Annotated in this window: 20 protein-coding genes; 11 read left to right on the forward strand and 9 right to left on the reverse strand. The window is 64.2% G+C overall.

What is annotated here, in order from left to right; translation table 11 throughout:
* The first annotated feature begins 76 nt into the window (after window positions 1–76).
* The 5 genes from gsiB to JMY28_RS27530 all read left to right on the forward strand — a co-directional run bounded on the left by gsiB (window position 77) and on the right by JMY28_RS27530 (window position 5,415).
* Complete coding sequence (gene gsiB / locus JMY28_RS27510; RefSeq protein WP_201699058.1) at window positions 77–1,621, forward strand: glutathione ABC transporter substrate-binding protein GsiB; 1,545 nt, start codon at window positions 77–79, stop codon at window positions 1,619–1,621.
* Between the two features lie 69 nt (window positions 1,622–1,690).
* Complete coding sequence (gene gsiC, locus JMY28_RS27515; protein WP_201699059.1) at window positions 1,691–2,611, forward strand: glutathione ABC transporter permease GsiC; 921 nt, start codon at window positions 1,691–1,693, stop codon at window positions 2,609–2,611.
* A gap of 7 nt (window positions 2,612–2,618) precedes the next feature.
* Window positions 2,619–3,512, forward strand: coding sequence for a glutathione ABC transporter permease GsiD (gene gsiD / locus JMY28_RS27520; RefSeq protein ID WP_201699060.1), 894 nt, complete (start codon window positions 2,619–2,621; stop codon window positions 3,510–3,512).
* Window positions 3,509–4,585: a DmpA family aminopeptidase gene (locus tag JMY28_RS27525; RefSeq protein ID WP_201699061.1), complete on the forward strand. Its 1,077-nt coding sequence runs from the start codon at window positions 3,509–3,511 to the stop codon at window positions 4,583–4,585. Before gsiD ends, JMY28_RS27525 begins: the two co-directional genes overlap by 4 nt.
* Window positions 4,582–5,415: a M55 family metallopeptidase gene (locus tag JMY28_RS27530; protein WP_201699062.1), complete on the forward strand. Its 834-nt coding sequence runs from the start codon at window positions 4,582–4,584 to the stop codon at window positions 5,413–5,415. Before JMY28_RS27525 ends, JMY28_RS27530 begins: the two co-directional genes overlap by 4 nt.
* A gap of 101 nt (window positions 5,416–5,516) precedes the next feature.
* On the opposite strand, the gene glgX is transcribed toward JMY28_RS27530, so the two are convergent.
* The 7 genes from glgX to JMY28_RS27565 form a co-directional block, all read right to left on the reverse strand.
* Entirely contained in the window at window positions 5,517–7,694 is a 2,178-nt protein-coding gene (gene glgX / locus JMY28_RS27535) for a glycogen debranching protein GlgX (protein WP_201699063.1), read from the reverse strand.
* Window positions 7,695–7,992: 298 nt separating this feature from the next.
* Window positions 7,993–8,316: an antibiotic biosynthesis monooxygenase family protein gene (locus JMY28_RS27540; RefSeq protein WP_201699064.1), complete on the reverse strand. Its 324-nt coding sequence runs from the start codon at window positions 8,314–8,316 to the stop codon at window positions 7,993–7,995.
* A 146-nt stretch (window positions 8,317–8,462) separates the two neighbouring features.
* A complete protein-coding gene (locus JMY28_RS39455; protein ID WP_328809466.1) occupies window positions 8,463–9,998 on the reverse strand; it encodes a methyl-accepting chemotaxis protein in 1,536 nt (511 codons plus the stop codon).
* Between the two features lie 396 nt (window positions 9,999–10,394).
* The gene (locus JMY28_RS27550; RefSeq protein WP_201699065.1) at window positions 10,395–11,564 is read right to left on the reverse strand and encodes an osmoprotectant ABC transporter ATP-binding protein OsmV; all 1,170 of its coding nucleotides are present in this window, start codon (window positions 11,562–11,564) and stop codon (window positions 10,395–10,397) included.
* Window positions 11,561–12,214: an ABC transporter permease gene (locus JMY28_RS27555; protein WP_201699066.1), complete on the reverse strand. Its 654-nt coding sequence runs from the start codon at window positions 12,212–12,214 to the stop codon at window positions 11,561–11,563. The genes JMY28_RS27550 and JMY28_RS27555 overlap by 4 nt, the downstream gene beginning before the upstream one ends.
* Window positions 12,215–12,224: 10 nt before the next feature.
* Window positions 12,225–13,145, reverse strand: a complete 921-nt coding sequence (locus JMY28_RS27560; RefSeq protein WP_201699168.1) for a glycine betaine ABC transporter substrate-binding protein — start codon at window positions 13,143–13,145, stop codon at window positions 12,225–12,227.
* Window positions 13,145–13,861, reverse strand: coding sequence for an ABC transporter permease (locus JMY28_RS27565; protein WP_201699067.1), 717 nt, complete (start codon window positions 13,859–13,861; stop codon window positions 13,145–13,147). The genes JMY28_RS27560 and JMY28_RS27565 overlap by 1 nt, the downstream gene beginning before the upstream one ends.
* Window positions 13,862–14,851: 990 nt before the next feature.
* Between JMY28_RS27565 and JMY28_RS27570 the strand changes: the two genes are divergently transcribed.
* The 5 genes from JMY28_RS27570 (at window position 14,852) to JMY28_RS27590 (ending at window position 20,857) form a co-directional block, all read left to right on the forward strand.
* A complete protein-coding gene (locus JMY28_RS27570; RefSeq protein ID WP_236597069.1) occupies window positions 14,852–15,769 on the forward strand; it encodes a M23 family metallopeptidase in 918 nt (305 codons plus the stop codon).
* Between the two features lie 181 nt (window positions 15,770–15,950).
* Complete coding sequence (gene eat / locus JMY28_RS27575) at window positions 15,951–17,393, forward strand: ethanolamine permease (protein ID WP_201699069.1); 1,443 nt, start codon at window positions 15,951–15,953, stop codon at window positions 17,391–17,393.
* A gap of 27 nt (window positions 17,394–17,420) precedes the next feature.
* Window positions 17,421–18,818: an ethanolamine ammonia-lyase subunit EutB gene (locus JMY28_RS27580; protein ID WP_201699070.1), complete on the forward strand. Its 1,398-nt coding sequence runs from the start codon at window positions 17,421–17,423 to the stop codon at window positions 18,816–18,818.
* Complete coding sequence (gene eutC / locus JMY28_RS27585) at window positions 18,815–19,615, forward strand: ethanolamine ammonia-lyase subunit EutC (protein WP_201699071.1); 801 nt, start codon at window positions 18,815–18,817, stop codon at window positions 19,613–19,615. Before JMY28_RS27580 ends, eutC begins: the two co-directional genes overlap by 4 nt.
* A gap of 222 nt (window positions 19,616–19,837) precedes the next feature.
* Window positions 19,838–20,857: a helix-turn-helix domain-containing protein gene (locus tag JMY28_RS27590; RefSeq protein ID WP_201699072.1), complete on the forward strand. Its 1,020-nt coding sequence runs from the start codon at window positions 19,838–19,840 to the stop codon at window positions 20,855–20,857.
* Between the two features lie 345 nt (window positions 20,858–21,202).
* Here JMY28_RS27590 and JMY28_RS27595 read toward each other — a convergent pair whose 3' ends face one another.
* Window positions 21,203–21,739, reverse strand: a complete 537-nt coding sequence (locus JMY28_RS27595; RefSeq protein WP_201699073.1) for a GNAT family N-acetyltransferase — start codon at window positions 21,737–21,739, stop codon at window positions 21,203–21,205.
* Window positions 21,740–21,755: 16 nt separating this feature from the next.
* Window positions 21,756–22,328, reverse strand: a complete 573-nt coding sequence (locus JMY28_RS27600) for a helix-turn-helix domain-containing protein (protein ID WP_201699074.1) — start codon at window positions 22,326–22,328, stop codon at window positions 21,756–21,758.
* A gap of 253 nt (window positions 22,329–22,581) precedes the next feature.
* Between JMY28_RS27600 and JMY28_RS27605 the strand changes: the two genes are divergently transcribed.
* A complete protein-coding gene (locus tag JMY28_RS27605; protein ID WP_201699075.1) occupies window positions 22,582–25,125 on the forward strand; it encodes an EAL domain-containing protein in 2,544 nt (847 codons plus the stop codon).
* The last annotated feature ends 31 nt before the right edge of the window (window positions 25,126–25,156 follow it).

Raw genomic sequence — 25,156 nt, forward strand, 5'->3', positions numbered from 1 at the left:
TGCCACGCAAACGTTCGCTTTCTAGCTGGATCATTTCGCTGAGTCGTCAAGATTCATGGGTATGGAGACCTGATTGATGCAAGAAGTCAAAACATGGATGAAGGGCAGCGCGCTCGCACTCGCGCTGATCGCCGGCGCGAGCGCCGCGCAAGCCGCCGAACAGCGCGCCGTGATGGCCGTCGATTCGACGTTTTCGACGCTCGATCCGTACGACGCCAACGACACGCTCTCGCAGGCTGTTTCGAAGTCGTTCTACCAGGGGCTGTTCGGTTTCGATAAGGACCTGAAGCTCACCAACGTGCTGGCGACGAGCTACGAGGTGAGCGGTGACGGCCTCGTCTACACCTTCAAACTGCGCCAGGGCGTGAAGTTCCAGGACGGCACCGACTTCAATGCGGCGGCGGTGAAGGCGAACTTCGACCGCGTGACGGACCCGGCGAATCACCTGAAGCGCTATAACATGTTCCGCCGCATTGCGAAGACTGAAGTGGTCGATCCGTACACGGTGAAGGTCACGCTGAATGCGCCGTTCTCGGCGTTCGTGAACGTGCTTGCGCACCCGTCGGCGGTGATGATCTCGCCTGCGGCCATGGATAAGTGGGGCAAGGATATCGGCCTGCATCCGGTGGGCACGGGCCCGTTCGCATTCGTGAAGTGGGACCCGGCTGGCGACCTCGTCGTGCACAGGTTCGACGGCTACTGGAAGAAGGGCTATCCGAAGATCGACGAGATCGACTGGAAGCCGGTGGCCGACAACAATACGCGCGCGGCGCTCATGCGCACGGGCGAAGCGGACTTCGCCTTCCGCATTCCGTTTGAACAGGCGAGCGCGTTCCAGTCGAACCCGAAGGTGGACCTGATCGCCACGCCCTCGATCATCCAGCGCTACATCAGCCTGAACACCGCGAAGAAGCCGTTCGACAACCCGCTCGTGCGCCAGGCGCTGAACTACGCGATCAACAAGGACGCGCTCGCGAAGGTGGCGTTCTCGGGTTACGCGCTGCCTTCGGACGGCGTGCTGCCCCAGGGCGTGGACTACTCGGTCAAGCTCGGCCCCTGGCCGTACGATCCGGCCAAGGCGCGCGAACTGCTCAAGCAGGCTGGCTACCCGAATGGTTTCGAAACGACGCTGTGGTCGGCGTATAACAACTCGACCGCGCAAAAGGCCATTCAGTTCGTGCAGCAGCAACTCGCGCAAGTGGGGGTGAAGGCGAACGTCGAAGCGCTGGAAACGGGCACCGCCGTCGCGCGTGTGGAAAGCGCACAAGACCCGGCATCGGCGGGCGTGCGCATGTATTACATCGGCTGGTCGTCGTCCACGGGTGAAGCGGACTGGGGCATCTCGCCGCTGCTCGCTTCGGCATCGTGGCCGCCCAAGCTCATGAACACGGCGTACTACAAGAACCCCGCCGTCGATCAGGACCTCGCGAAGGCGCTCGAAACGACGGACCGCGCGCAAAAAACGGCGCTCTACACCGATGCGCAAAAGCGCATCTGGGCCGACGCGCCGTGGGTGTTCCTCGTGAAGGAAAAGGTCGTGTACGCCCGCAGCAAGCGCCTGGCCGGCGCGTATGTGGCGCCGGACGGCTCGTTCAACTTCGACGAGATCTCGATTCGCTAATGCGTTGCGCGCCGCGCCGGGACGTTCGAGTCCGGCGCGGCGCGCACGCCCCGATGCAGTAACGCGCTCATGCTGAATTTCATTGTCAAACGCTCGCTGGGTCTTTTGCCGACGCTCCTGATCGTCGCGATCCTGGTGTTTCTGTTCGTGCATCTGCTGCCGGGCGACCCGGCGCGCCTCGCGGCCGGTCCCGAAGCGGACGATGCCACGGTCGCGCTCGTGCGCGCCGACCTCGGCCTCGACCAGCCGTTGCCGCAGCAGTTCCTCCACTTCTTCGTGCGCATCGCCCACGGCGACTTCGGTGTTTCGATGCGCAGCAAGCGCCCGGTCATCACCGAAATTAACGAGCGTTTCATGCCCACGCTGCTGCTCACGCTCACCAGCATGGTCTGGGCCGTGGTGTTCGGCATGGCGATCGGCATCGTCTCGGCCGTGTGGCGCAATCGCTGGCCCGATCGCATCGGCATGGCGCTCGCGGTGTCGGGCATATCGTTTCCCGCCTTCGCACTCGGCATGGCGCTCATGGAGTTGTTTTCGGTGCGTCTGGGCTGGCTGCCCGTGGTGAGCGACGGTTCCTGGCGCAGCTACGTGCTGCCGTCGATCACGCTCGGCGCGGCCGTGGCCGCGGTGATGGCGCGCTTCACGCGAGCTTCGTTCGTCGAAGTGCTCAACGAGGACTTCGTGCGCACGGCGCGTGCGAAGGGCGTGGCCGAGCAGTGGGTGGTGATCAAGCATTGCCTGCGCAACGCGATGATTCCCGTGGTCACGATGATGGGCCTGCAATTCGGCTTTCTGCTGGGCGGCTCGATCGTAGTAGAAGTGGTGTTCAACTGGCCGGGCCTCGGACGCCTGCTGATCGATTCGGTGACGATGCGCGACTATCCCGTGATCCAGGCCGAGGTGTTGTTGTTCTCACTCGAATTTATCGTCATCAATCTGATCGTGGACGTGCTGTACGCGGTCATCAATCCGACCATTCGGTTCAGGTGAGCACGCCATGAGCACGACCCAAAACGTTGCCGTACACGCACAGGACGAAGCGATCCGCACGCCGTGGCGCGAGTTCTGGCGCAAGTTCCGCAAGCAGCATGTCGCGCTCGGCGCGGGCGCTTTCGTGCTGCTGCTGGTGGTGATCGCGGTGTTCGCGCCGCATCTGGTGCCTTACGACCCGGAAAATTACTTCGACTACGACTCGCTCAACGCCGGTCCCTCGGCGGCCCACTGGTTCGGCGTGGACGCGCTGGGCCGCGATATTTTCAGCCGCATTCTCGCGGGCACGCGTATTTCGCTTGCCGCGGGCTTTCTTTCGGTGGCGCTGGGCGCCGTGATCGGCACGTTCTTCGGCTTGCTCGCGGGCTACTACGAAGGCTGGTGGGACCGCATCACCATGCGTGTGGCCGACGTGTTGTTCGCATTCCCAGGCATTTTGCTCGCCATCGGCGTGGTGGCGATCCTCGGCAACGGCATGATCAACGTGGTTTGCGCGGTGGCCGTGTTCAGCATTCCGGCGTTCGCGCGTCTCGTGCGCGGCAATACGCTCATGCTCAAGCACCTCACGTATGTCGAAGCCGCGCGCAGCATTGGCGCCTCGGACTGGACGATCATCATGCGGCACATTCTGCCAGGCACGGTGTCGTCCGTGATCGTGTATCTGACCATGCGTATCGGCACGTCGATCATCACGGCGGCGAGCCTGTCGTTCATCGGCCTGGGTGCGCAGCCGCCCACGCCGGAGTGGGGCGCCATGCTCAACGAGGCGCGCGCGGATATGGTCACGGCGCCGCATATCGCGCTGTTCCCGAGCCTCGCCATTTTCCTCACGGTGCTCGCATTCAATCTGCTGGGTGACGGCCTGCGCGACGCGCTCGACCCCAAACTGGACCGCGCATGAGCACCCATCGCGGAGATGCCGCGCCGCATATCGGCACACTGGCGAGCGGCGCGACGGGAACGATTGCCGATGTGAGCGGCGTGCGCGTGGGTCACTGCACGCTCGACGCGGGCGATGTGCAAACGGGCGTGACCGTGGTGATGCCCCACGCACGCGACCTCTTTCGCGAGAAGGTGCCAGCGAGCGCTTGCGTGATCAACGGTTTTGGCAAGAGCATCGGGCTCATGCAGCTCGAGGAGCTGGGTGTGCTCGAAACGCCGATTGCGCTGACCAACACGTTCGGCGTGGGCGCGCTTGCACAAGCGCAGATTCGTGCGGCAATCGCAGCGAATCCGCAGATCGGGCGCGGCCTGCCGACTGTCAATCCGCTCGTGTTCGAGTGCAATGACGGTTATCTGAACGATATTCAGGCGCTGGCGGTGACTGAGGAGCACTATCTCGCCGCCTGCTCCGCTGTGAGCGCCGACTTTGCTCGCGGCAGCATCGGCGCGGGTCGTGGCATGTCGAGCTTCGACCTGAAAGGCGGCATTGGCACGGCGTCGCGCGCGGTACGGACGGCGGGCACACAGTACACAGTGGGTGCACTCGTGCTGGCGAACTTCGGTCGCTTGCCCATGCTGACGATCGACGGCGTGTCCCTGGGTCGCGAGCTTGCGGCGCGCGCGGCGTCGAGTCGCGCGACGCAGGAGCCCGAGAAGGGCTCGATCATCATGCTGATCGCCACGGATGCGCCGCTCGACTCGCGGCAGCTTCGGCGTGTGTCGATGCGCGCGGCAGCGGGTCTCGCGCGCACGGGCTCCGTTTACGGACACGGCAGCGGCGATATCTCCATGGCGTTCAGCACCGCATACACGATGGCCCACGACGCGCCGATCCACGCGTTGCCGCCTTTGCTCGCGGACTCGCAACTCGACCCGCTGTTTCAGGCAAGCGCGGATTGCGTAGAACAGGCGATTCTCGACGCATTGTGGCGCGCCAGCACCGTGCAGGGCCGCGACGGCCATGTGCGACAGGCGCTGCGCGAAGCCGCGCCCGATTTCGCCAATCTGCTCGAAGGCGGCGCGCGAACGTGAAAGTTCTCATTTCCGTCGATATCGAAGGCTTAGGCGGTGTCTTCAACGTTCAGCAAACGCGCGCCGGCAACCCCGAGTACGAGCGGGCCCGCCGCTGGATGACGCTCGAAGCGAACGCGGCCGTGGAAGGCGCGTTCTCGGGCGGCGCAAGCGAAGTGTGGGTCAACGACTCGCATGGCGGCTTCAACAACCTGCTGCTCGACGAGATCGATGCGCGCGCACGCGTCATACTCGGCAAGCCGCGCACGCTCGGCATGATGGCGGGGCTCGAGCACAGGCCCGCGCTCGTTTTCATGATCGGCTATCACGCCATGGCGCAAAGCCGCGGCATGCTTGCGCACACCATCAATAGCTTTGCGTTTGCGCGCGTGCTCGTGGATGGCGTGGCAACAGGCGAGGCGGGGCTGTATGGCGCGCTGGCGCAGGAATACGGCGCACGGGTGGCGCTCCTGAGCGGCGACGACGTGTTCGAACGCGAAACGCAGCCCGCTTTTCCCGATGCGAAGTTCATGGTGGTGAAGCGCTCAGATGGCCACGCGAGCGGCGATATGCTGACGCCCGCCGCGAGCCGCGAACGGATTCGCGACGCCGCACGCGAAGCCGTGGGGCAAGTGGCGCGCGACGGCGCGTGGTGGGACCGCGCTTGTGCGGCGCCGCGTGTGCGCACGTGCGAACTGCATACGCAGACCCCTGCACTTGCGGACCTCTTTTCGCAGTGGCCGAGTGTCGAGCGCTTGGCGGCCTGCGTGATCCGGTTTGTGGCGCCAACTGCCGAGTACCTCGTGCGCACGCTCAATAGCTTGTCGGCGATGTCGGCCGTCTTGCGGTGAAACGGCGTTGTTCGCTGCGTTGTGCAACTAACTGTCAGCCCCGGCACGCATAGCGCAACGAACTGGCGGCTGTGCCGCCAGTCCGCAAAAAAGCATGCCATTCATCCCGTGAGATTTTCCTCCAGCCGGTCGAACACGCGTTGTGTCGCGCCCCGCGCATGGAGCGCGAACAACAGCAGCGAGCGTCCCGTTACCTGGTACATATCGCCGGCTTCGAATTCGGGCAGTTCGTCGCGCACGGGCATGTTCGTATCGATGAGGCAGTTCCACTGATCCTTGCCCGGCACGGAAGGCAACGTGAATTCCACCACGTCGTGATAGGCGTTGAGCACGATGAGCATGGTCGCATCCGAAGCGAGGCGCATGATGCCGCTCGTTTGCGATCGTCCATCGATAAGCATGCCGAAACAACGCATGGCCGGATCGTCCCACTGCTCCTGGGCGAGCGGCACGCCCGCGGGCGAGAGCCATTCGACGTCGGTGACGTCGAGCGTGGCGTTGTGCTCGCCGATGAGAAAGCGGTTGCGACGCAGTACCGGTAGCGCATGGCGCAGGGCAGTGAGCTTGCGCACGAAGTCGGCGAGCGCGCGGCCCGTGTCGTCAATGCCTTCCCAGTCCACCCAGCTCACCTCGTTGTCCTGGCAGTACGCATTGTTGTTGCCGCGCTGCGTGCGGCCAAATTCGTCGCCAGCGAGCAGCATGGGCGTGCCCTGTGAGAGCAGCAGTGTGGCGAGAAAGTTGCGCTTCTGGCGCTCGCGCAGCGCGCGGATTTCGGGGTCGTCGGTCGGGCCTTCGGCTCCACAGTTCCACGACAGATTGTCGCCGTGGCCGTCGCGGTTATCTTCGCCATTGGCTTCGTTGTGGCGATCGTTGTACGAAACCAGATCGTTCAGCGTGAAGCCGTCGTGCGCGGTGACGAAATTGACGCTCGACCATGGCCGCCGGCCGCGCCGGTTGAAGCTGTCGCCCGAGGCGCACAGGCGCGTGGCGAGCTCGGGTGCCTTGCCTTCGTCGCCCTTCCACCAGGCGCGCGTGGTGTCGCGAAAGCGGTCGTTCCATTCCATCCAGCTGGGCGGGAAGCCACCCACCTGGTAGCCGCCCGGCCCGCAGTCCCATGGCTCGGCAATCAGCTTGACGCTCGAGAGGATCGGGTCCTGGCGGCAGCTGTCGAGAAAGCCGCCGCCTTCGTCGAAGCCGTAGGGCTCGCGCCCGAGGATCGTCGCCAGGTCGAAGCGGAAACCGTCCACGCCCATTTCGAGCACCCAGTAGCGCAGGCTGTCCGTGACCATCTGTAGCACGCGCGGGTGCGAGAGGTTGAGCGTATTGCCCGTGCCGGTGTCGTTGATGTAGTAGCGTTTGTCTTCAGGTAGCCGGTAGTACGAAGCATTGTCGATGCCCCGAAACGAGAGCGTGGGTCCGAGTTCGCTGCCTTCGGCCGTGTGGTTGTACACCACGTCGAGTATCACTTCGAGACCCGCCTGGTGCAGGCGGTCCACCATGTTCTTGAATTCGTCGATCGAGCCATGCGCGCCCACCGAGTAGCGCGGGTCCGGCGCGAAGAAGCCGATCGTGTTGTAGCCCCAGTAGTTCGTGAGGCCGCGTTCGAGCAGGTGCGAATCGTTCACGAAGGTATGGATGGGCAGCAGCTCGACGGATGTCACGCCAAGCCCGCGGATATATTCGAGCACCGGCGTTTGCGCGAGACCCGCGAAGGTGCCGCGCTCTTCAGGCGGCACGTCGGGATGGCGGATCGTGTAGCCGCGCACGTGCGTTTCGTAGATGATCGTGCGCTCGCGCGGTACGCGCTCGCGCATCGGGTGATGCCAGGTGAAGCCCTGATCGACCACGCGGCAGCGCGGCACATAGCGCGCGCTGTCTCGCGTGTCGAACGAGAGATCGCCGTCGGGACTGCCGATCGTGTAGCCGAACACGGCGGGATGCCAGCGCAGCGCACCCACGTGCGCCTTCGCATAGGGATCGAGCAGCAGCTTGTTCGGATTGAAACGATGGCCCGCCTGCGGCTCGTACGGCCCATGCACGCGATACCCGTAGATAGCGCCCGGTTCGAGGTCGGGCAGGTACACGTGCCACACCTCGTCGGTGTATTCGGGCAACTCGACGCGCTCGAGTTCGCGCAGGCCGTTCTTGTCGAAGAGACACAACTCGACCTTCGTTGCGTTCGCGGAGAAAAGCGCGAAGTTCACGCCGCGGCCGTTCCAGGTGGCGCCGAGCGGAAACGGCTGTCCTTCTACGATGCGGGTAGCGGTTTTTTTCTTCATGGGCTCGTCGGTTGGGGACGCGGTGGTGCGCGCTTCCAACGCCGTTGCGCGCGAAGGCGGGGGTTTCTATCAAGCAAGGTTTGGGCCTAAGCGCGCGCTGCCGACGCGCTACAGGGGGAGGGAAGGAGGGAAGGGTGGGAAGCGCGGCGCGCAGCGGCAGTTTTTACAGCTGTCGATCGCCGCGTGAATCGTGCCGCGAGTCGCTGCGCCAAGCGGCGGCACACGCTGCGAGCGTGTAGCTTTGGCGCAGCGCGTGCACAGATTTACCGATACGTTCGCGTGACTTCGCGTGCGCCGCTTACTTCACGGTCTGCACCACTTCGAAGCCTTCGAACTCGGGATGGCTCAGGTAGACCGGACGGTTTGCGCCGCCCGCATTGCCCGCGTTTCTGTGCGCCGCGCGAAATGCATCGGAGCGCGTCCAGTCTTCGAAGTGCGCGTGACTCGCCCAGATCGTGTGGCTTGCGTAAAGTACGTGGTCTTCGCGCTGCGGGCCTTTGAGCAGATGAAATTCGATGAAGCCGGGCACTTGCTTCAAGTGCGTGTCGCGCGTGGCCCAGACTTCCTCGAATGCGGCCTCGGAGCCCAATGCGACCTTGAAGCGATTCATGGCGATATACATGCGGCGTTCCTCTTCGCGTACGGAAATTCGATAAGCGCGGCGGCGGGCCAGAACATGTGATCTTCCCCGCCGCCGCTTCGATCTCCGATTATAAGAGGCCGCGAAGGCGCTCGCGCCGCGTACGTACGTACGTACGTACGTCGACCTCAGCCGACGCGAAACACCTGCACGGTGCCGGCAAGCCTCGTGGATTGCGTGTCGAGCGCCTGGGCGGCAGCCGTCACCTGCTCGACGAGCGCCGCGTTCTGCTGCGTGACTTCGTCCATCTGCGTGACGGCTGTGTCGACCTGCTCGATACCGCTTTGCTGCTGCTCCGAGGCCGAGGCGATCTCGTTCATGATCGCGGTCACGCGCTGCACGGACGTGTGCAGCTCGGCCATCGTCGCGCCTGCGGTGGAAACGAGTTCCGTGCCGTGCGAAACGGTTGCCACCGAATTCGCAATGAGGTCCTTGATCTCCTTGGCCGCCGCGGCCGAGCGTTGCGCGAGCGAGCGGACCTCGCTCGCGACCACGGCGAAGCCGCGCCCCTGCTCGCCCGCGCGCGCTGCCTCGACCGCCGCGTTGAGCGCGAGAATATTGGTCTGAAACGCAATGCCTTCGATGATGGCCGTGATGTCGGAGATCTTGTGCGAGCTCCCTTCGATCTCGCTCATCGTGCTCACCACATCCTGCACGACGTCGCTCCCGCGCGACGCCACGTTCGCCGCCGTTTGCGCGAGCGTGCTGCCCTGGCGCGCATTGTCGGTGTTCTGCTTCACCGCCGAGGTGAGTTCGTTCATGCTCGCGGCCGTTTCCTGGAGCGACGCCGCCTGTTCCTCGGTGCGCGCCGAGAGGTCGATCATGCCCGCCGCGATCTGGCGCGTGGCCACCGAAACCGACTCGCTGCCCGAGCGCACCGCGCCCGTCACGGACCCCAGTTCCTTGCGGGTCTTCTCGATGTTTTCGAGCAGCAGGCCCATTTCGTCGCGGCGCTGCGCGCGCACGGTCTGGCTCAGGTTGCCCGAGGAGATTTCATTGAGGCTCGTGAGCGCGTAATTGAGCGGCTCCATGATCGCACGGCGCAGCGTCACCCAACCGAGGCCCGCGCCGAGCAGGCCGAGCGCGACCATCGCGGCGCTCACGCCCGAGAACAGATGAAAATTTGCTTCGGCTTCCTCATAACGCATCTTCGCGTTGTTGTAGAGGTGCTTCTTGACCTCGTTGTTCGCGGCGCTCATGGCGCTGTAGAGGTCGGAGAGCTGCGTCATCGCGATGTTGTCGGCGCTGGCCTTGTCGCCCGATTCGAGCGCCTTCGTGAAGTCCGAGACCGCATTGCGCATAGCCGTGCGCCGCTCGGTGGTCGCGGCGATGAGCGGCAACTCGTCGCTCTCGTGCGGCATTTGCGTGAACTTCGTCCACCACTCGTCGGAGTTCTTGAAGAAGCCCGCGGCGCGCTGCAACTGATCGGGCACCGAGGGCGCGTCGGGGTGCAGCGCCACGCGGTCGAGCACGAGGCGCGTGCGCGCGATGTAGATTTCCGCGTTGTCGATGGCCGTGGATTCGGCGAGCTTGTTGCGATAGGTGTCGCGGTTGGCGCTATTGGTCTTTTCGGTGCTGATGAAGCCGAGAACGCCGGAAACCGTGAGCAGGAGGGCGAGGAGCGCGAACGTGAGGGCGATGCGCGCTCGAATGGTGAGTGTCATGCGTCTGTACCGTTTTTGACCAAGGGCAACGCAAGCGGGGCGGCCAATCTGTGCAGGCTGCCGCCAACGGGCGTCACCTTACATATCGACAGCTAGAGGTCGGGATTTAGGGTGAACCCGAATATTTTTAAGAAACTACAGAATATTCCTCGGCCTTTCGATGGCGGGTTATGCGTGAAGCAGGCGGTGTCTCGCGCAAGTCCCTTGCGATTAGCGCGAGAGTTCGTGTGATTTACCGGTGTGATGGGCGACGTTTGCCGCAACTCCTGTGAGGCATGTGCCCACCCTGAGCCCCGGACGTTCGCTATGGAAGCTCCGTGGTGCGCGACATCGCGCCCGAGGGTGGGCGCAATGTCATAGCCGGATCGCGCACCACGTTCTAGCGCGTCATGCCGCTCACACGGTGGCGGCCACCGGCCGCAACGCCACGCTCGGCGGCTGTCCGGTCTGTTGCCGCGAGCGGCCCGAACTCAGATAGTCGGCGATCGAATCCTGCGTGATCTCGCCCACGTAGGCGCCGTCGGCGTCGAGCACCGGCATCCACGAGGCGCGGAACTGGTACATCTTCGAGAGCACGATGCGCAGGTTGTCGTCGACGGATACTGTCGCGGGGAACGGCGTGATGCGATCGCCGCACACGCCTTCGGCACCGCGCGCGGCACGCCGCGCCACGAAACCGAGCGCATGCTGCGCGCCATCGAGCACGGTGAGGTAGCGGCAATCGGCTTCGTCCATCATGGCGAACGCGTGCGCGAGCTGCGTGTTCATGCGTGCGGTTTCCGGTTGCGTGGCCGCATCGCCGGCCTTTACGAGCAACAGGCGCTTGAGCGTGCTGTCCTGGCCCACGAACTGTGCAACGAAGTCGTCATGGGGGCGCGCGAGCAGGGTATCGGGATGGTCGTATTGCACGAGCTTGCCACGCCGGAACACGGCGATGCGGTCGCCCAGCTTGATCGCCTCGTCGATATCGTGGCTCACCATGATGACGGTCTTCTTCAGTTGCCGCTGCATCTGGAAGAACTCGTTCTGGATGGCTTCGCGATTGATCGGATCGACCGCGCCGAAGGGTTCGTCCATGAGCAGGACGGGCGGGTCGGCGGCCAGCGCGCGAATCACGCCGATCCGTTGCTGCTGGCCGCCCGAAAGCTCGCGCGGATAGCGCTTCAAATACAGCTTCGGGTCGAGCGCGACCATCGACATCAGCTCCGCCGCGCGCTCGGCGCAGCGCTTCTTGTCCCAGCCGAGCAGGCGTGGCACGACCGTGATGTTCTCTTCGATCGTCATGTTCGGAAAGAGGCCGATCTGCTGGATCACGTAGCCAATGCGGCGGCGCAAATCCACTTCGTTCAGGCCCGTCGTGTCCTCGCCGTTGATGAGCACGCGGCCCGAGGTCGGCTCGATCAGCCGGTTGATCATCTTGAGCGTGGTGGTCTTGCCGCAACCCGAGGGGCCGAGGAACACGCAGATCTCGCCTTCGGCCACCGAAAGGCTCACCGAATCGACGGCGCGCACGGTCTGGCCGTCTTTCTGCGTGAAGGTCTTTGTGAGTTGGTCGAGTTCGATCATGTCTTCTGTACTCCTTTCGGTGTCAATGCGCGCTGAAGCATCTGCAACAGCAAGTCGGCGACGATCGCGAGCACGCTCACGAGCACCGCGCCCACGAGCAGCTTCATCATGCTGCTCTGGCCAATGGCGCGAATGATCAGCGTGCCCAGTCCGCCCGCGCCGATCACGGCGGCAATGGTCATCACGCCAATGTTCATCACGACCGCCGTGCGCACGCCCGCGAGAATCACGGGTACGGCCAGCGGCAAATCGACGAGACGCAGGCGCTGCCACGACGTCATGCCAATGCCGGTGCCCGCTTCCTTGATGCCCGCGTCCACGTTGCGCAGCGCGAGGTAGGTGTTGCGCATGATGGGCAGTAGCGAATAGAGGAAGACGGCCGTAATGGCCGGCACCGCGCCAATGCCCTGCCCGAAACGCGAGAACACAGGAATCATGAGGCCGAACAGCGCGATGGAGGGCAGCGTGAGGATGATGGTCGCGAGTCCTAGCAACGGCGCGGCGAGCCAGTCGTGGCGGTTGATCAGCACGCCGAGCGGCACGCCTGCAAGAATCGCGCAGCCCACGGCAATGCCCACGAGGTAGAGATGCTGCAGCGTGAGTTGCAGCAGCTCGGGCCAGCTCGAAGCGAGATAGTCGAATACGTTCATGCGGCCTCCTTCAAGGGAGCGAATGCGTGCGCAGGAAATCCGCCGCCACGTCGTGGGCGGACTTGCCGTCGAGATCCACGGCCTTGTTCATGTCTTGCATCACGTCGTTGTTGAGGGCGGCGGAAAGCGCGTTGAGCTGCGCGGCCAGCCTGGGGTTGCGCTCCAGCACTTCCTTGCGCACCACGGGCGTGGCGTTGTACGGCGGGAAGAAGTGCTTGTCGTCTTCGAGCGGTACGATGCCGAAGCCTTTCACGCGGCCATCCGTGGTGTAGACGAGGCCGATCTTCAGCTGGTTGTTGTGCAGCGCGGTGTAGACGAGGCCGGGGTCCATCTGCTTCATCTGCGAGCGGCGAAAGCTCATGTCGTAGGTGGCGAGCAGGGGCTTGAGGCCATCCGGGCGATTCGCGAACTCGGCGTCCATGCCGAACACGTAGCGCTTTGCATCGGGGTCGGTCTTCAACCTTTGCGCAAGCTGCGAGACCGTCGTGATACCCGTTTCGTCGGCGAATTTGCTTGGCAGACCTAATGCATAGGTGTCGTTGAGCGGCGAGGCGTTAAGCCAGACGAGTCCGCGCGGCGCATCGAGCGCCTTCACGCGTTCGTACATCGCTTCGGGCGAGAGCTTTTCCGTTAGCTTGTCGTAGACGAGTGCCGCCGTGCCTGTGTAGTCCCACACGAGGTCGAACTGGCCGTTCTCGAGCGCGCTGCGCATGAGCGTGCTGCCGAGGCCCGAGCGCACCTCCACGGTATAACCGCGCGAACGCAAGTACTGCGCCGTGACTTCGGCAAGCACGTATTGCTCGGTGAAGTTCTTCGCGCCCAATACGAGCTTGGGTTGTGCGAATGCGGGCGTGGCGGCGGCAACGAGCGCCGTGCCGATCAGGCAGGCTTGAACGAAGCGGCGCAGGTATTTGAAGGGTGAAGTGAGCATCATGCGAGCCCTCCGTGACGCGAGAGCCACTGATGGCTGCCCGCGGCGACCACGCCGTCAAGCACGAGCGCGAGCGCGGCGGTGAACGCGGCGCCGAGCAGCAGCAAGGGCTGATCGTTCAGATAGATGCCGGGGAAAATGAGCGAGCCGAGGCTGTCCGCGCCGATCAGGTAAGCGAGCGGCGCGGTGCCCACGTTGATGGCGAGCGCGGTGCGCACACCGCCCACGATAATGGGCAGCGCATTGGGCAATTCCACGCGCGTGAGCGACTGCCAGCCCGTCATGCCGATGCCGCGCGCGGCTTCGCGCAGCGCGCCCGGCACGTTTTTCACGCCTTCATAGGTATTGCGCGTGATGGGCAGAAGCGACGCGAGAAAGAGGGCGACGATCGCGGGAATGTCGCCGATGCCAAACACGCCGAGTGCAATGGCCAGTACCGCGAGCGACGGAATGGTGTTCCCCACGTTGAAGATCTGCATGAAGCGTTCGGCCTGGCGCACGAAGCGTGGCCGGCTGAGCAGCACGCCGGCAGGCACGCCGACCACGATGGCGAGCGCCATCGAATAGCCGACTAGCAGCAGGTGCCGCCCGGTGTAGTAGGCGAGGTCGCCTGCGTGGCTGTGCCAGGTATCGGCGCCGATGGCGCGCGAGAGTGCCCACGCAATGACGGCAAGGGCGATCAGGCTGCCCGCGAGCAGGGCAGAGCGTCGAGTCATGAAGGTACGCCTCCTTGTTTTGTGCCGCGCGGCGCAACGCTGCGCAGCGGGGACGCCCATGAGGATGCTCAAGGCGCCGCGAAGGAAGTTCGTGATCCCGGCATGGCCGCGATTGGAACCGACGAAATAAAGACAAAAATGCGGACGTGCCAGTGCGCCCGCGCACGATGGCCACGTGGCGGCAGTCGCATGAACGCGCTTTTTCGCGTTCTTCTGGTTGTCATGTTCAGCTCAACGGCGTCGAGCAGGTCGATGCGCGCTGGAACTGGAAACCGCCTGAAGGGCGGCATGGATGCGAGGGCTTTGAGCCGCTACGCGAGGGCCGGAGGCCCGTTTGAATGGCGCTTGCGACACAACAGTCCCTTGGTGTGGACCTTGTGTCTCAATCCGCACGAGAACGACTTCGTTGTGATCGAAACGAGATCAGTATAGAGCATCCGATTAGGTGCGTCTACCTTGGGGAAGGATCGCGGGTTGACGCATTGCAGACGTGATTGCGTTTGATATGTCATTTCGGGAAATTAATCAGGTATCCGTATGAAAATATTTCGGTAGCATTTCCCGTTTTCTAAAAGTGACAGAAAAATCACGTACAGGTACGCATTTTCTGCAACATGGCATGTAGCAAGTGTCGTTCCCGATAGTCAATGCATGACGAATCGGGAGAATGTTCCACGCTTTGACCTATCTTAAGTTTCGTTTAAGAAAGGCCATTTATTTTGAACCGCTTCGCATCATCGATGCTCGCCGTTTGAACGACGCGGCCATCGATCTCACTTCCGATTTCACTACGAGAAGCGCTGCGCTCGCTCGCGTTTCTCTGCTCTGCAATCCGTCACTCGATCCATGTCTTTTCGTGCAATAGCGGCCTCCCCGGGCTTCGCGGGGAAACTTATCGTTGTGTCCGCAATCGGTTTGACGAGCACCGCGTGGCTCGCACATAGACACGCGGACGTTGCGGCCGACGACCCCCTATCAGGCGCGGCGGCGATGACGTCCGAGGCGCCGCCGCATGATGTGGCGGCGCAGGCGGCCAGCGCGGTGCCGGCTAGCGAAAGCGCACCAGCGTTTCGCGTGGAGACCGCCGTGGTCGAGCACAGCTTTTCGGAAGCGGCGCAGCGTCTCGGGGTGGATGCGGCGACGACGGCGCGGCTCGCGCGCGCATTTTCGGGCCGGCTCGATTTTCAGCGCGATCTGCAACGTGGCAGCGAAATCCGCTTCGTGTTTCGCAATGACGCGAACAGTGCGAGCGAGGCAAAAGATTCAAACGACGTGAGCGCTTCGAAGGCCGGCGGGACACGAGACGCAAAGTCGTCCCTCGACACGCCCATTGCAATCCGCATCTCGAACGGCAATGTCTCGCACGATCTCTTTCTCTACCGGAATCTCGCGGGCAAGGCGTTCTATTATTCCGCCGATGGTCACGCGGCCACGCCGTCGTTCTTGCGTTACCCCGTGACGTTTACGCGCGTGTCTTCGCATTTCTCGCGGCGACGTCTCGATCCGGTCACGCACCGCATTCAGCCACACGAGGGCGTCGATCTCGCGGCGCCGGTGGGCACGCCGGTTCACGCGACCGCGCGCGGCACCGTGAGCTTCGCCGGCTGGCAAACGGGCTACGGCAAGGTCGTGAAACTCGAGAACTTCGGCCCTTACTCCACGACCTTCGCGCATCTCTCGCGCTTTGCGAAGCATTTGAAGGTCGGGCAGACGGTGAGCAAAGGGCAGGTGATCGGCTATGTGGGCGCGACGGGCTGGGCGACCGGTCCGCATCTTCACTACGAGGTGCACGTGGATCAGGTCGCGCAGGATCCGCTCACCGTCGACCTGCCGCATCGTGACCCCTTGCAGGGCGAGGACAAGCAGCGCTTCGCGCAGCAGGTCGCGCTCATGGATCCGTTGCTTTAGACGCAACGCGCGAAAGGTCGCCGCAAGGCAGCGCGTAACGAAGTGCGCTGCGGACGTGCGCCGCGCCGCAGACACGATTTGCCGATTTTCGATAACACGTCGATTAATGACTCAATAGCATGGTTCCACTCAACCGCGGTGGCCAGGGCCGGCCACCCGGGCCACCCAGAGGGAGAAAACCATGCAAAGCGAGTCGAACGCACGCCCCGCTGCAGTTGGCGCGTCAGTTGGCACATCAGTTGGCAAGCCAGGCGGCGCAGGCGCGCCGGCGCTCAATCAGACGCTCGGCACGTGGCAGTTGTGGGGCATCGCAGTCGGCCTCGTGATTTCGGGCGAGTACTTCGGCTGGAGCTACGGCTGGGCCAGCGCCGGCACGCTCGGCTTCGTCGTCACGGCGCTGTTCGTCGCGGCGATGTACACCACGTTCATCTTCAGCTTCACCGAACTCACCACTTCCATTCCCCATGCAGGCGGCCCTTTCGCCTATGCCCGCCGTGCGTTCGGCCCGACCGGCGGTTATCTGGCGGGCGCGGCCACGCTCGTGGAATTCGTGTTCGCGCCGCCCGCCATCGCGCTCGCCATCGGCGCGTACCTGCACGTGCAGTTCCCCGGGCTCGAACCCAAACACGCGGCCATGGGCGCGTATCTCGTGTTCATGGCGCTCAATATCGTGGGCGTGCAGATCGCCGCAACCTTCGAGTTGATCGTCACGCTGTTCGCCATCTTCGAGTTGCTCGTGTTCATGGGCGTGGTGTCGCCGGGTTTCGCATGGACTAACTTCATGAAAGGCGGCTGGTCGGGTAACGATCACTTTTCGCTGGGTTCGTTTCACGGCATGTTCGCCGCGATTCCGTTCGCCATCTGGTTTTTCCTGGCGATCGAAGGCGTCGCCATGGCCGCGGAGGAAGCGAAGAACCCGCGCCGCTCCATTCCCATCGCCTACGTGGCCGGCATTCTCACGCTCGTCGTGCTTGCCGTGGGCGTGATGGTGTTCGCGGGCGGCGCGGGCGACTGGACCAAGCTTGCCAATATCAACGACCCGCTGCCGCAGGCCATGAAGTTCATCGTGGGCGAGCATAGCGGCTGGATGCATATGCTCGTCTGGCTCGGCCTGTTCGGGCTCGTGGCCTCGTTTCACGGCATCATCCTCGGCTATTCGCGGCAGATCTTCGCGCTGGCGCGTGAAGGCTATCTGCCCGGTTGGCTCGCAAAGATCCATCCGCGCTTCAAGACGCCGTATCGCGCGATTCTCGCGGGCGGCGCGGTCGGTATCGCCGCGATCTACAGCGACGAGTTGATCCAGTTCGGCGGCCAGACGCTCACAGCCAATATCGTCACGATGTCGGTGTTCGGCGCGATCGTGATGTACATTGTCAGCATGGCGGCGCTCTTCAAGCTGCGCCGCGTGCAGCCGGCCATGGACCGGCCGTTCCGTGCGCCGCTGTACCCGTTTTTCCCGGCGTTCGCGCTCGTGGCCGCGCTCGTTTGCCTCGGCACGATGGTGTATTTCAATGCACTCGTCGCGGGGGTGTTCGTGGTGTTTCTCGCGCTAGGCTACGCGTATTTCCTCGCCACGCGCACGCAGCGTGAAATGGTGCCCGCCGAGGGACTGCTCGAAGAGTGAGCCCGGAGATTTGCAGGAGTCCAACACATGACCTATACGGAGAGAATCGGCGCGCGCACCTACCGCTTCGCGGACCTCAAGACGTTGCTTGCCAAGGCCAGCCCGTTGCGTTCCGGCGACCAGCTCGCGGGCGTGGCGGCGGCGAGCGAAGAGGAACGCGTGGCCGCGAAGATGGCGCTCGCCGCAGTGCCGCTCAAGGCGTTTCTTTCGGAAGCGCTCGTGCCTTATGAAGACGACGAGGTCACGCGCCTGATCGTCGACGATCACGACGTGGCGGCGTTCGCGACCGTTGCGCACCTGACCGTGGGCGACTTTCGCGACTGGCTGCTTTCCAGCGCGGCCAATACCGAAACGCTCGAGCGCCTGGCGCCAGGCCTCACGCCCGAGATGGTCGCTGCGGTGTCGAAGATCATGCGCAATCAGGACCTGATCGCCGTGGCGAGAAAGCGCCCTGTGGTCACGCGCTTTCGCAACACGGTGGGGCTGCCGGGCCGCATGTCGGTGCGCTTGCAGCCGAACCATCCCACCGACGACGTGAAGGGCATCGCCGCTTCGATGCTCGACGGCCTGATGTACGGTTGCGGTGACGCGATGATCGGCATCAATCCGGCAACAGACAGCCTGGCGGCCATCGTGAAGCTGCTCGCGATGATCGACGGGTTTCGCGAGCGCTACCGCGTGCCCACACAGTCCTGCGTGCTCACGCACGTCACCAACACGATCGCGGCAATCGAAAAGGGCGCGCCTGTCGATCTCGTGTTCCAGTCGATTGCGGGCACGGAAAAAGCAAACGCGAGCTTCGGCATTTCGCTCGCGCTTTTGAAAGAGGCGCGCGAGGCGGCGCTCTCGCTCCAGCGCGGTACGGTCGGCAACAACCTCATGTACTTCGAGACGGGGCAGGGCAGCGCGCTCTCGGCGAACGCGCATTACGGCGTGGACCAGCAAACCTGCGAGGTGCGCGCCTATGCGGTCGCGCGCAAGTTCGAGCCGTTTCTCGTCAATACGGTGGTCGGTTTCATTGGCCCTGAATATTTGTACGATGGAAAACAGATCATTCGCGCGGGTCTCGAAGATCACTTCTGCGGCAAGCTGCTCGGCGTGCCGATGGGTTGCGACATCTGCTATACGAATCACGCCGAGGCCGACCAGGACGACATGGACACGCTGCTCACGCTGCTGGGCGCCGCTGGCATCAACTTCATCATGGGCATTCCTGGCGCTGACGACGTGATGCTCAACTACCAGAGCACCTCGTTTCACGACGCGCTGTACGTGCGTGACCTGCTCGGCCTACGCCGCGCGCCGGAGTTCGAGGAGTGGCTGGAGACCATGGAGATCGTCGACGCAAAAGGCGCGCTCCTGCCAGGTTCCGCGCGCGTGCCGCTGCTGGCGGGCGCGCACGAATGGATGGGGATCGACGCATGAGCGACGCCGTCGAAAAGAACCCGTGGGGCGGCCTCAAGGCGTTCACGAACGCGCGCATTGCGCTCGGTCGCGCGGGCAATGGCTTGCCCACAGCGCCGCTGCTCGCGTTCAATCTGTCGCACGCTCAGGCGCGCGACGCCGTGCATCACCCGCTCGACGCCGAAGCCTTGCGGCATGCGCTCGAAGCCGAGGGGTTCGCAACGCTCGGCGTGGACAGCGCGGCGCCGGACAGGCAGCACTATTTGCGCCGGCCTGATTTGGGACGGCGTTTGTCGGAGGCGAGCCGGGCTGCGCTGGCCGAAGCGGCGCGCTCGGCCACGGCTGAGCATGGCGAACCGCCCGAAGTCGTGTTCGTGATCGGCGACGGCCTTTCGGCGATCGCCGCCGCGAAGCAGGCCGTGCCGCTACTCCTTGCCGTGCGCGAGCGCCTGGCGGACTGGCGCATCGGCCCGGTGGTGGTCGCGCGCCAGGCACGCGTGGCGCTCGGCGACGAAATTGGCGAACTGCTAGGCGCGAAACTCGTGGCGATGTTGATTGGCGAGCGGCCGGGGCTTAGCTCGCCAGATAGCCTCGGCGTCTATCTCACCTACGCGCCGAAGGTGGGCTGCCATGACGCGCAGCGCAACTGCATCTCGAACGTGCGGCCCGAGGGGCTGCCTTATGAAGGGGCCGCGCACAAGCTCCATTACCTCCTTACGCACGCGCGGCGACTTGGGCTGACCGGCGTCGGACTGAAAGACGATAGCGACGCGACGCTGCCTGGCGTTGGGGCGGCAGGGCAGATCACGTCTGCTTGAGGGGCCACACGCGGGGCCAGACGCGCGAGCGGCGGCTGCGTCCGTCGGCCGCACCGCAGCGGTGCGGCCGCCTGTGCAGGGATTGAGCACTCGTCCCACCCCCATTGCGCCGCGTTGGAGCAGCGCGGCGTCCTGCCTGGCCGTTCGGCATACTGTTCTTGCTGGCGCGACTCTTGCATCATTCGACGATCGATCGAAGCAAGCGGGTGTTGGGAGGCAACCATGAACGAAGCGGCAGAACGAACCGAAGTCACGGCGGCCGGGCAAGCACAACGCAACGCGCCAGGCGCCCGCGCCGTGGTCAGCGTAGCGCACGATGCCGACGAGCAGGCGCGCAACCTCGTGGGCTGGCGGCAGACCTACGACCAGCTTGCGGCAGGCCGTTTTGTCGGCACCCTCACGGAACTGCCGCTCGACACCATGAAGGTGTTTCGCGAGACCACGAGCCACACGCTGCGCCAGGCGTGCGAGGTGCGCGGCGACGCCTGGTGGTTCGGCATACCGGTCGCGCGCGAAGGCGAAGCGCGTATCGACGCGCAGCCCATCGGCGCACAGGCGTTGGCGCTGCGCCCTGGCAACATCGAATTCGAGTTGCTCACGCCAGCGCAATTTTCGATCTACGGTGTGGTCGTGCGCGGCGACGTGCTGCGCCACTATGCGGCCTCGGTCGAGCGCACGGCGCTCGAAGAGCGTATACCGGGTGCGCCGATCGTGCAGGCCGGCGCGGCGCGCATCGAGCGTCTTTGCAGATTGCTCGCGAGATGTCTCGACGATGAAGGCGACGCGCACGCACAGTCGCCGGGCGCACCGATTCCTGATAGCGAGCGCAATGAAGTGCAAGCGGAAGTGCTAGCCGCGCTGTTCGACGCCTGTGCGGGCAGCGGGGAGGCGGTTGTCGAACCCGCATCGCGGCGCCGCTGGATCGTTGCGCAAGCGCGCGACTACGTGCTCGCGCATCGCGCGCGGCCGGTCGGTGTGCCGGAGCTTTGCGAGCAGTTGCATGTGAGCCGGCGCACGCTCCAGTACTGCTTTCAGGACGTGCTCGGCATGGCGCCCGCAACCTACCTGCGCGCGCTGCGCCTGAACGGCGCTCGGCGCGACTTGTGCGGGCGCGCGGCGGGTTCGGTACAGGACGTTGCCACCGCCTGGGGCTTCTGGCACTTAAGCCAGTTCGCCACCGACTACCGGCGCATGTTCGGCATGCGGCCTTCTGAGGCATTGCGCGCGATGGCAACGCCTTGAATTCCCGGATGAAAATATGAATCCATTCACCCTGGACGACAGCGGGAACGTTCTTCGGTACATCGATTCATATTCCGGCAGGCGTGACTTCGATCCGCTCGTGTTTGTTCATGGTTTGGGATGTGCCTCGAGCAGCGACTATCCGCCGGTAGTGGGCTCAGATTCATACTCGAAAAGCCGATCGCTCCTCATCGATCTCATGGGAGCGGGGTTGCACCGTTGAACTCGTTGCCGACACCGAGCATATGATGGCGTACGACAATCCGGATGGCCTGGCGCTCGCCATCGGCAATATCCTCGAACTGGGCGCTTGACGAACCGGCTGCGTCTCCACGCCCTGCCGGACTAGTTGCTAACCAGTTGCTTGTGATAGAACGTCGTGCCGCAAAATGCACCGTCCGGCATCAGCGCGTAATTCGGTACGGTGCCCACACGTTCCCATCCCGCGCGCGCATAGAGCCGTTCGGCCGCGCCGCCCGTGACGGTATCGAGCACGAGCACCGATTTTCCGGCTTCTCGTGCCGCCTCCTCGATTGCCTGCATGAGGCGCAGGCCCACACCGCGCCCGCGCGCAGCGCGATGCACCAGCACTTTGGCGACATCGGCGCGATGCGGTTGGTTTTCCGGTTGGGCCGTCACGAGCTGCGCCGTCCCCACAATGCGCTGCTGCGCGTCTTCGGCCGCGAGCAGAATGCGTTCGCCGCGCGCCACGTCTTGCGCCACCCCGCGCCAGAACGCTAGCGCCGTTTCGCGCGAGATCGGCAACATGAAGCTCACCGAGGCGCCGCCCTCCACGCAGTCGATGAGCACGTCCGCCAGCGCGGGCGCGCAGGATTGCGCCTGTTCTCCGGTGAGGCTGTGTACCTTGATGGCTTCGTTCATGTGAATTCGCTCCCGGTCAGTTAGTGGTCCTGCATAGCGCGACGACATAGCGCGCCGGTTCACTCGTGGGATTGCGATAGACGATAGGACAGTCGAGGCGCATGGCGAGACAGTCGCCAGTTTCGAGCCGCCACACGCGCTCGCCAACCGTCATCTCCATCGTGCCTTCCAGGACCCAAACCTGTTGGTAGATTTCCGCGTCGCGCAGGCTCGTGTCGTAGGCCACGCGCTGGCCGGGCGGAAAGTGCACTTCCACGAGCTGGATGGGCGACCATGCGGGCGGCGAGAGATTGCGGCGCACGTAGCCTGATTCGGGATCGGTCCAGACCGCTTGATCGCGGGCCGCCGCGTGCGGGGAAGGAGCCTGCCCTGCGTCGTCGCCCGCCGCCTCGAAGAGCGACGCAAGCGAGACGCCAAGCGCCGTGGCGAGCTTGTCGAGCACGACGGCCGTGGGGCTGCTCTCACCGCGTTCGATGAGCGAGATGTTCGAACGACTGACCGAACTGCGCTCGGCCAGTGCTTCGAGCGACCAGCCTTTGGCGTCGCGCAGTTCGCGCAAGCGGCGGGCGATGTTGGTGTGGATATCCATAACTTCCAGTTTAATGGATTTTGTTGTCCAGTAAACTGGATTGTGCGATTCTACGTATAAAAGTTTATGCGCATCAAGTTTGTCGCAGGAGCGCGACAGACGATGCTGCCCTGTTATTCCCGCTAGCCGACACGCAAACGTTTGCGCCGTCTCGGACAATCAAAACCTTGATTTCCGTCAATTGAAGGTCGTCTGCCCACTGTTAGCTTCCCGCTATCTCACAAAGACATCGCAGTGCGGTTCGGGGCGCAACATGCAACACCACACGCTGGACCTGGAAATCGGGCAGCTTCTTTCTGGGCCGCCGCTTGCCTGCGGGCCCGACGTGCCGATTCGCGAAGCGGCGCGCATGATGAGCGAACGGCGCTATAGCGCCATTGTGATTACGGAAATGGGTCGGCCCGTCGGCATCTGGACCGAGCACGACGCGCTCGCACTGGGCGAAGACGCCGCCGCGCTTGCGCTGCCCATCCGCCACGCGATGAGCCATCCGGTGCGCGCGCTGCCTGCGAACACTCGCCTGCGCGACGCCGCGCTGCGCTTCAAGCGCGAGGGCATCCGCCATTGTCTCGTGGTGGATCAGTCGGGCCGCTCGCTCGGCATCGTCACGCAAACCGACCTGGTCATGAACCAGGGGCTCGAATGCTTTTTGCGGCTGAAGACTGTCGGGTCGGTCGACGCCGCGATGCCGCTGGTGGTCGACGCACGCATGTCCATGCACGAGGCCATGCAGCGCATGCGTGCGCGGCGTCTGAGCGCACTTGTCGTGAGCTATCCCGAAGGCGACTACGGCATCGTGACTGAGCGCGACGTGGTGCGCTTCGCGGCCGCAGGCGCGCTCGACGGCCTGGTGGGCGCGCGCGCGAGCCGGCCGCTGCGCTCGCTCGCGCATTCGCAAAGCCTCTACGCTGCGCGTCAGTATCTCGTCGAGCACCGCATGCGCCACGTGGGTGTGATCGGCGAAGACGGGAGTCTCGCTGGCCTGCTCGACCTCTCGCATATCCTGCACGACATCGAAGACGGTTTCGTGCGCGAATTGCAGATGGCGCTGCGCGAGCGCGACGACGCGCTGCTCGCGTCGCGCGCGAACCTGCGCCTCGCCGACCAGGTGGTGGAATCGACGCTCGATGGCGTGATGATCACTGACCTCGACGGCACCATCGAGCGCGTGAATCCCGCTTTTACGCGGCTCACGGGCTATACGGAGCACGAGGCGCTAGGGCGCAATGCGAGCCTGCTCAACTCGGGGCGCCAGGGTCCGGCGTTCTACAGCGCGCTCTGGCGCAGCCTTCAGCAAAACGGCCACTGGAAAGGCGAAATCTGGAACCGCCGCAAGGACGGCGCGCTTTACCTGGAATACCTGACTATTTCCAGCATCTGCGACCCCGGCGGCCGCTGCACGCACTACGCCGCGATCTTCGCGGACATCACGCAGCGCCGCGAGACCGAGGAGCGCCTGAGCTACCTCGCGACCCACGACGCCTTGACGGGCCTGCCCAATCGCACGCTTTTCACCGAGCGCCTCACGCTCTCGCTCGCCCGCGCACGCCGTTCGGGCAAGCGCGTCGCCGTGATGTTCCTCGACCTCGACCGCTTCAAGCTCATCAACGACACGATGGGCCATGGCGTGGGCGACGAGGCGCTCACCGTGATCGCCACGCGTCTGCGCGAAGCGGTGCGCGAGACCGACACGGTGGCGCGCCTTGGCGGCGACGAATTCACGCTGCTGATCGAGGATATCGAAGACATTCGCCACGTCGGGCAGATCGCCCAGGCACTGCTCGCACGCGTGGGCGCCGCGATGCACATTGGCGAGCAACTGCTGTTCGTCACGCCGAGCATCGGCATCAGCATGTATCCGGACGACGCGCGCGAACCGCGGCAACTGCTCATGCAGGCCGACCGCGCGATGTACGAGGCCAAGGACGCGGGCAAGAACAACTTCCGCTTCTTCGCCGCGCCGATGACGTCTTCGGCCATGGAGCGCATCGTGCTCGAAAGCGAGCTTCACCATGCGCTGGAGGCCGGCGAACTCGTGCTCCACTATCAGCCGGAATTCGATGTGGCGAGCGGGGCGCTCGTCAATATCGAGGCGCTGGTGCGCTGGCAGCACCCGCGTCGCGGCCTCGTGCCGCCTGATCAGTTCATACCGATTGCGGAGGAATCCTCATTGATCGTGCCGCTTGGCGCGTGGGTGTTGCGCGAGGCCTGTCGCCAGGCGCGCGAGTGGCTGGACGAAGGCTTCGATTTCGGCCGCATCAGCGTGAATCTTTCGGCTCGGCAATGTCTGCACGATGGTTTCCTGCATCAGCTCACGACCACACTCAGCGAAACAGGCTTGCCAGCCACGCGCCTGCAGCTCGAACTCGTGGAGAGCATGGCGATGACGTCGGGCCGGGGCGGTATCGAAGCGTTGCTGCAAGAACTCGCCGCGCGCGGCATCAGTCTCGCGATCGACGACTTCGGCACGGGCTATTCGTCTTTCAAGTATCTGCAGTCCTTACCGGTTGACACGCTCAAGGTGGACCGCTCATTCCTCGCGGACATGTCCGAGCCGGGGCCGGACGTGACGCCGCGTGTGAAGAACAGCGCCGCGCGCGACCGCTCGATCGTGCGCGCGATCGTCGCGATGGCGCGCTCGCTCGGTGTCACGGTGGTGGCCGAGGGCGTCGAGACGCCGCGGCAACTCGAGTTCCTGCGCGAGATCGGCTGCGACCGCGCGCAAGGTTTCCTGCTTGCACGCCCCGCGCCCGCCGAGTCGATGCCGCGCGCGCTCGAGGCGTACGTGGCCGGTTGAAGGCTGCCTTTTCGTTTTTCCTTTGGCCGTT

Origin of the sequence: Paraburkholderia hiiakae, assembly GCF_904848665.1 — a bacterium.
GTDB lineage: Bacteria > Pseudomonadota > Gammaproteobacteria > Burkholderiales > Burkholderiaceae > Paraburkholderia > Paraburkholderia hiiakae.

Coding starts and splice junctions, on each gene's coding strand:
- JMY28_RS27540 (WP_201699064.1), bottom strand. CDS start 8,316: ATGTATATCGCCATGAATCGCTTCAAGGTCGCATTGGGCTCCGAGGCC.
- JMY28_RS27580 (WP_201699070.1), top strand. CDS start 17,421: ATGACCTATACGGAGAGAATCGGCGCGCGCACCTACCGCTTCGCGGAC.
- JMY28_RS27555 (WP_201699066.1), bottom strand. CDS start 12,214: ATGAACGTATTCGACTATCTCGCTTCGAGCTGGCCCGAGCTGCTGCAA.
- JMY28_RS27550 (WP_201699065.1), bottom strand. CDS start 11,564: ATGATCGAACTCGACCAACTCACAAAGACCTTCACGCAGAAAGACGGC.
- glgX (WP_201699063.1), bottom strand. CDS start 7,694: ATGAAGAAAAAAACCGCTACCCGCATCGTAGAAGGACAGCCGTTTCCG.
- eutC (WP_201699071.1), top strand. CDS start 18,815: ATGAGCGACGCCGTCGAAAAGAACCCGTGGGGCGGCCTCAAGGCGTTC.
- JMY28_RS27600 (WP_201699074.1), bottom strand. CDS start 22,328: ATGGATATCCACACCAACATCGCCCGCCGCTTGCGCGAACTGCGCGAC.
- JMY28_RS27565 (WP_201699067.1), bottom strand. CDS start 13,861: ATGACTCGACGCTCTGCCCTGCTCGCGGGCAGCCTGATCGCCCTTGCC.
- JMY28_RS27595 (WP_201699073.1), bottom strand. CDS start 21,739: ATGAACGAAGCCATCAAGGTACACAGCCTCACCGGAGAACAGGCGCAA.
- JMY28_RS27570 (WP_236597069.1), top strand. CDS start 14,852: ATGACGTCCGAGGCGCCGCCGCATGATGTGGCGGCGCAGGCGGCCAGC.
- eat (WP_201699069.1), top strand. CDS start 15,951: ATGCAAAGCGAGTCGAACGCACGCCCCGCTGCAGTTGGCGCGTCAGTT.
- JMY28_RS27525 (WP_201699061.1), top strand. CDS start 3,509: ATGAGCACCCATCGCGGAGATGCCGCGCCGCATATCGGCACACTGGCG.
- JMY28_RS27605 (WP_201699075.1), top strand. CDS start 22,582: ATGCAACACCACACGCTGGACCTGGAAATCGGGCAGCTTCTTTCTGGG.
- JMY28_RS27560 (WP_201699168.1), bottom strand. CDS start 13,145: ATGCTCACTTCACCCTTCAAATACCTGCGCCGCTTCGTTCAAGCCTGC.
- gsiD (WP_201699060.1), top strand. CDS start 2,619: ATGAGCACGACCCAAAACGTTGCCGTACACGCACAGGACGAAGCGATC.
- gsiC (WP_201699059.1), top strand. CDS start 1,691: ATGCTGAATTTCATTGTCAAACGCTCGCTGGGTCTTTTGCCGACGCTC.
- JMY28_RS27590 (WP_201699072.1), top strand. CDS start 19,838: ATGAACGAAGCGGCAGAACGAACCGAAGTCACGGCGGCCGGGCAAGCA.
- gsiB (WP_201699058.1), top strand. CDS start 77: ATGCAAGAAGTCAAAACATGGATGAAGGGCAGCGCGCTCGCACTCGCG.
- JMY28_RS39455 (WP_328809466.1), bottom strand. CDS start 9,998: ATGACACTCACCATTCGAGCGCGCATCGCCCTCACGTTCGCGCTCCTC.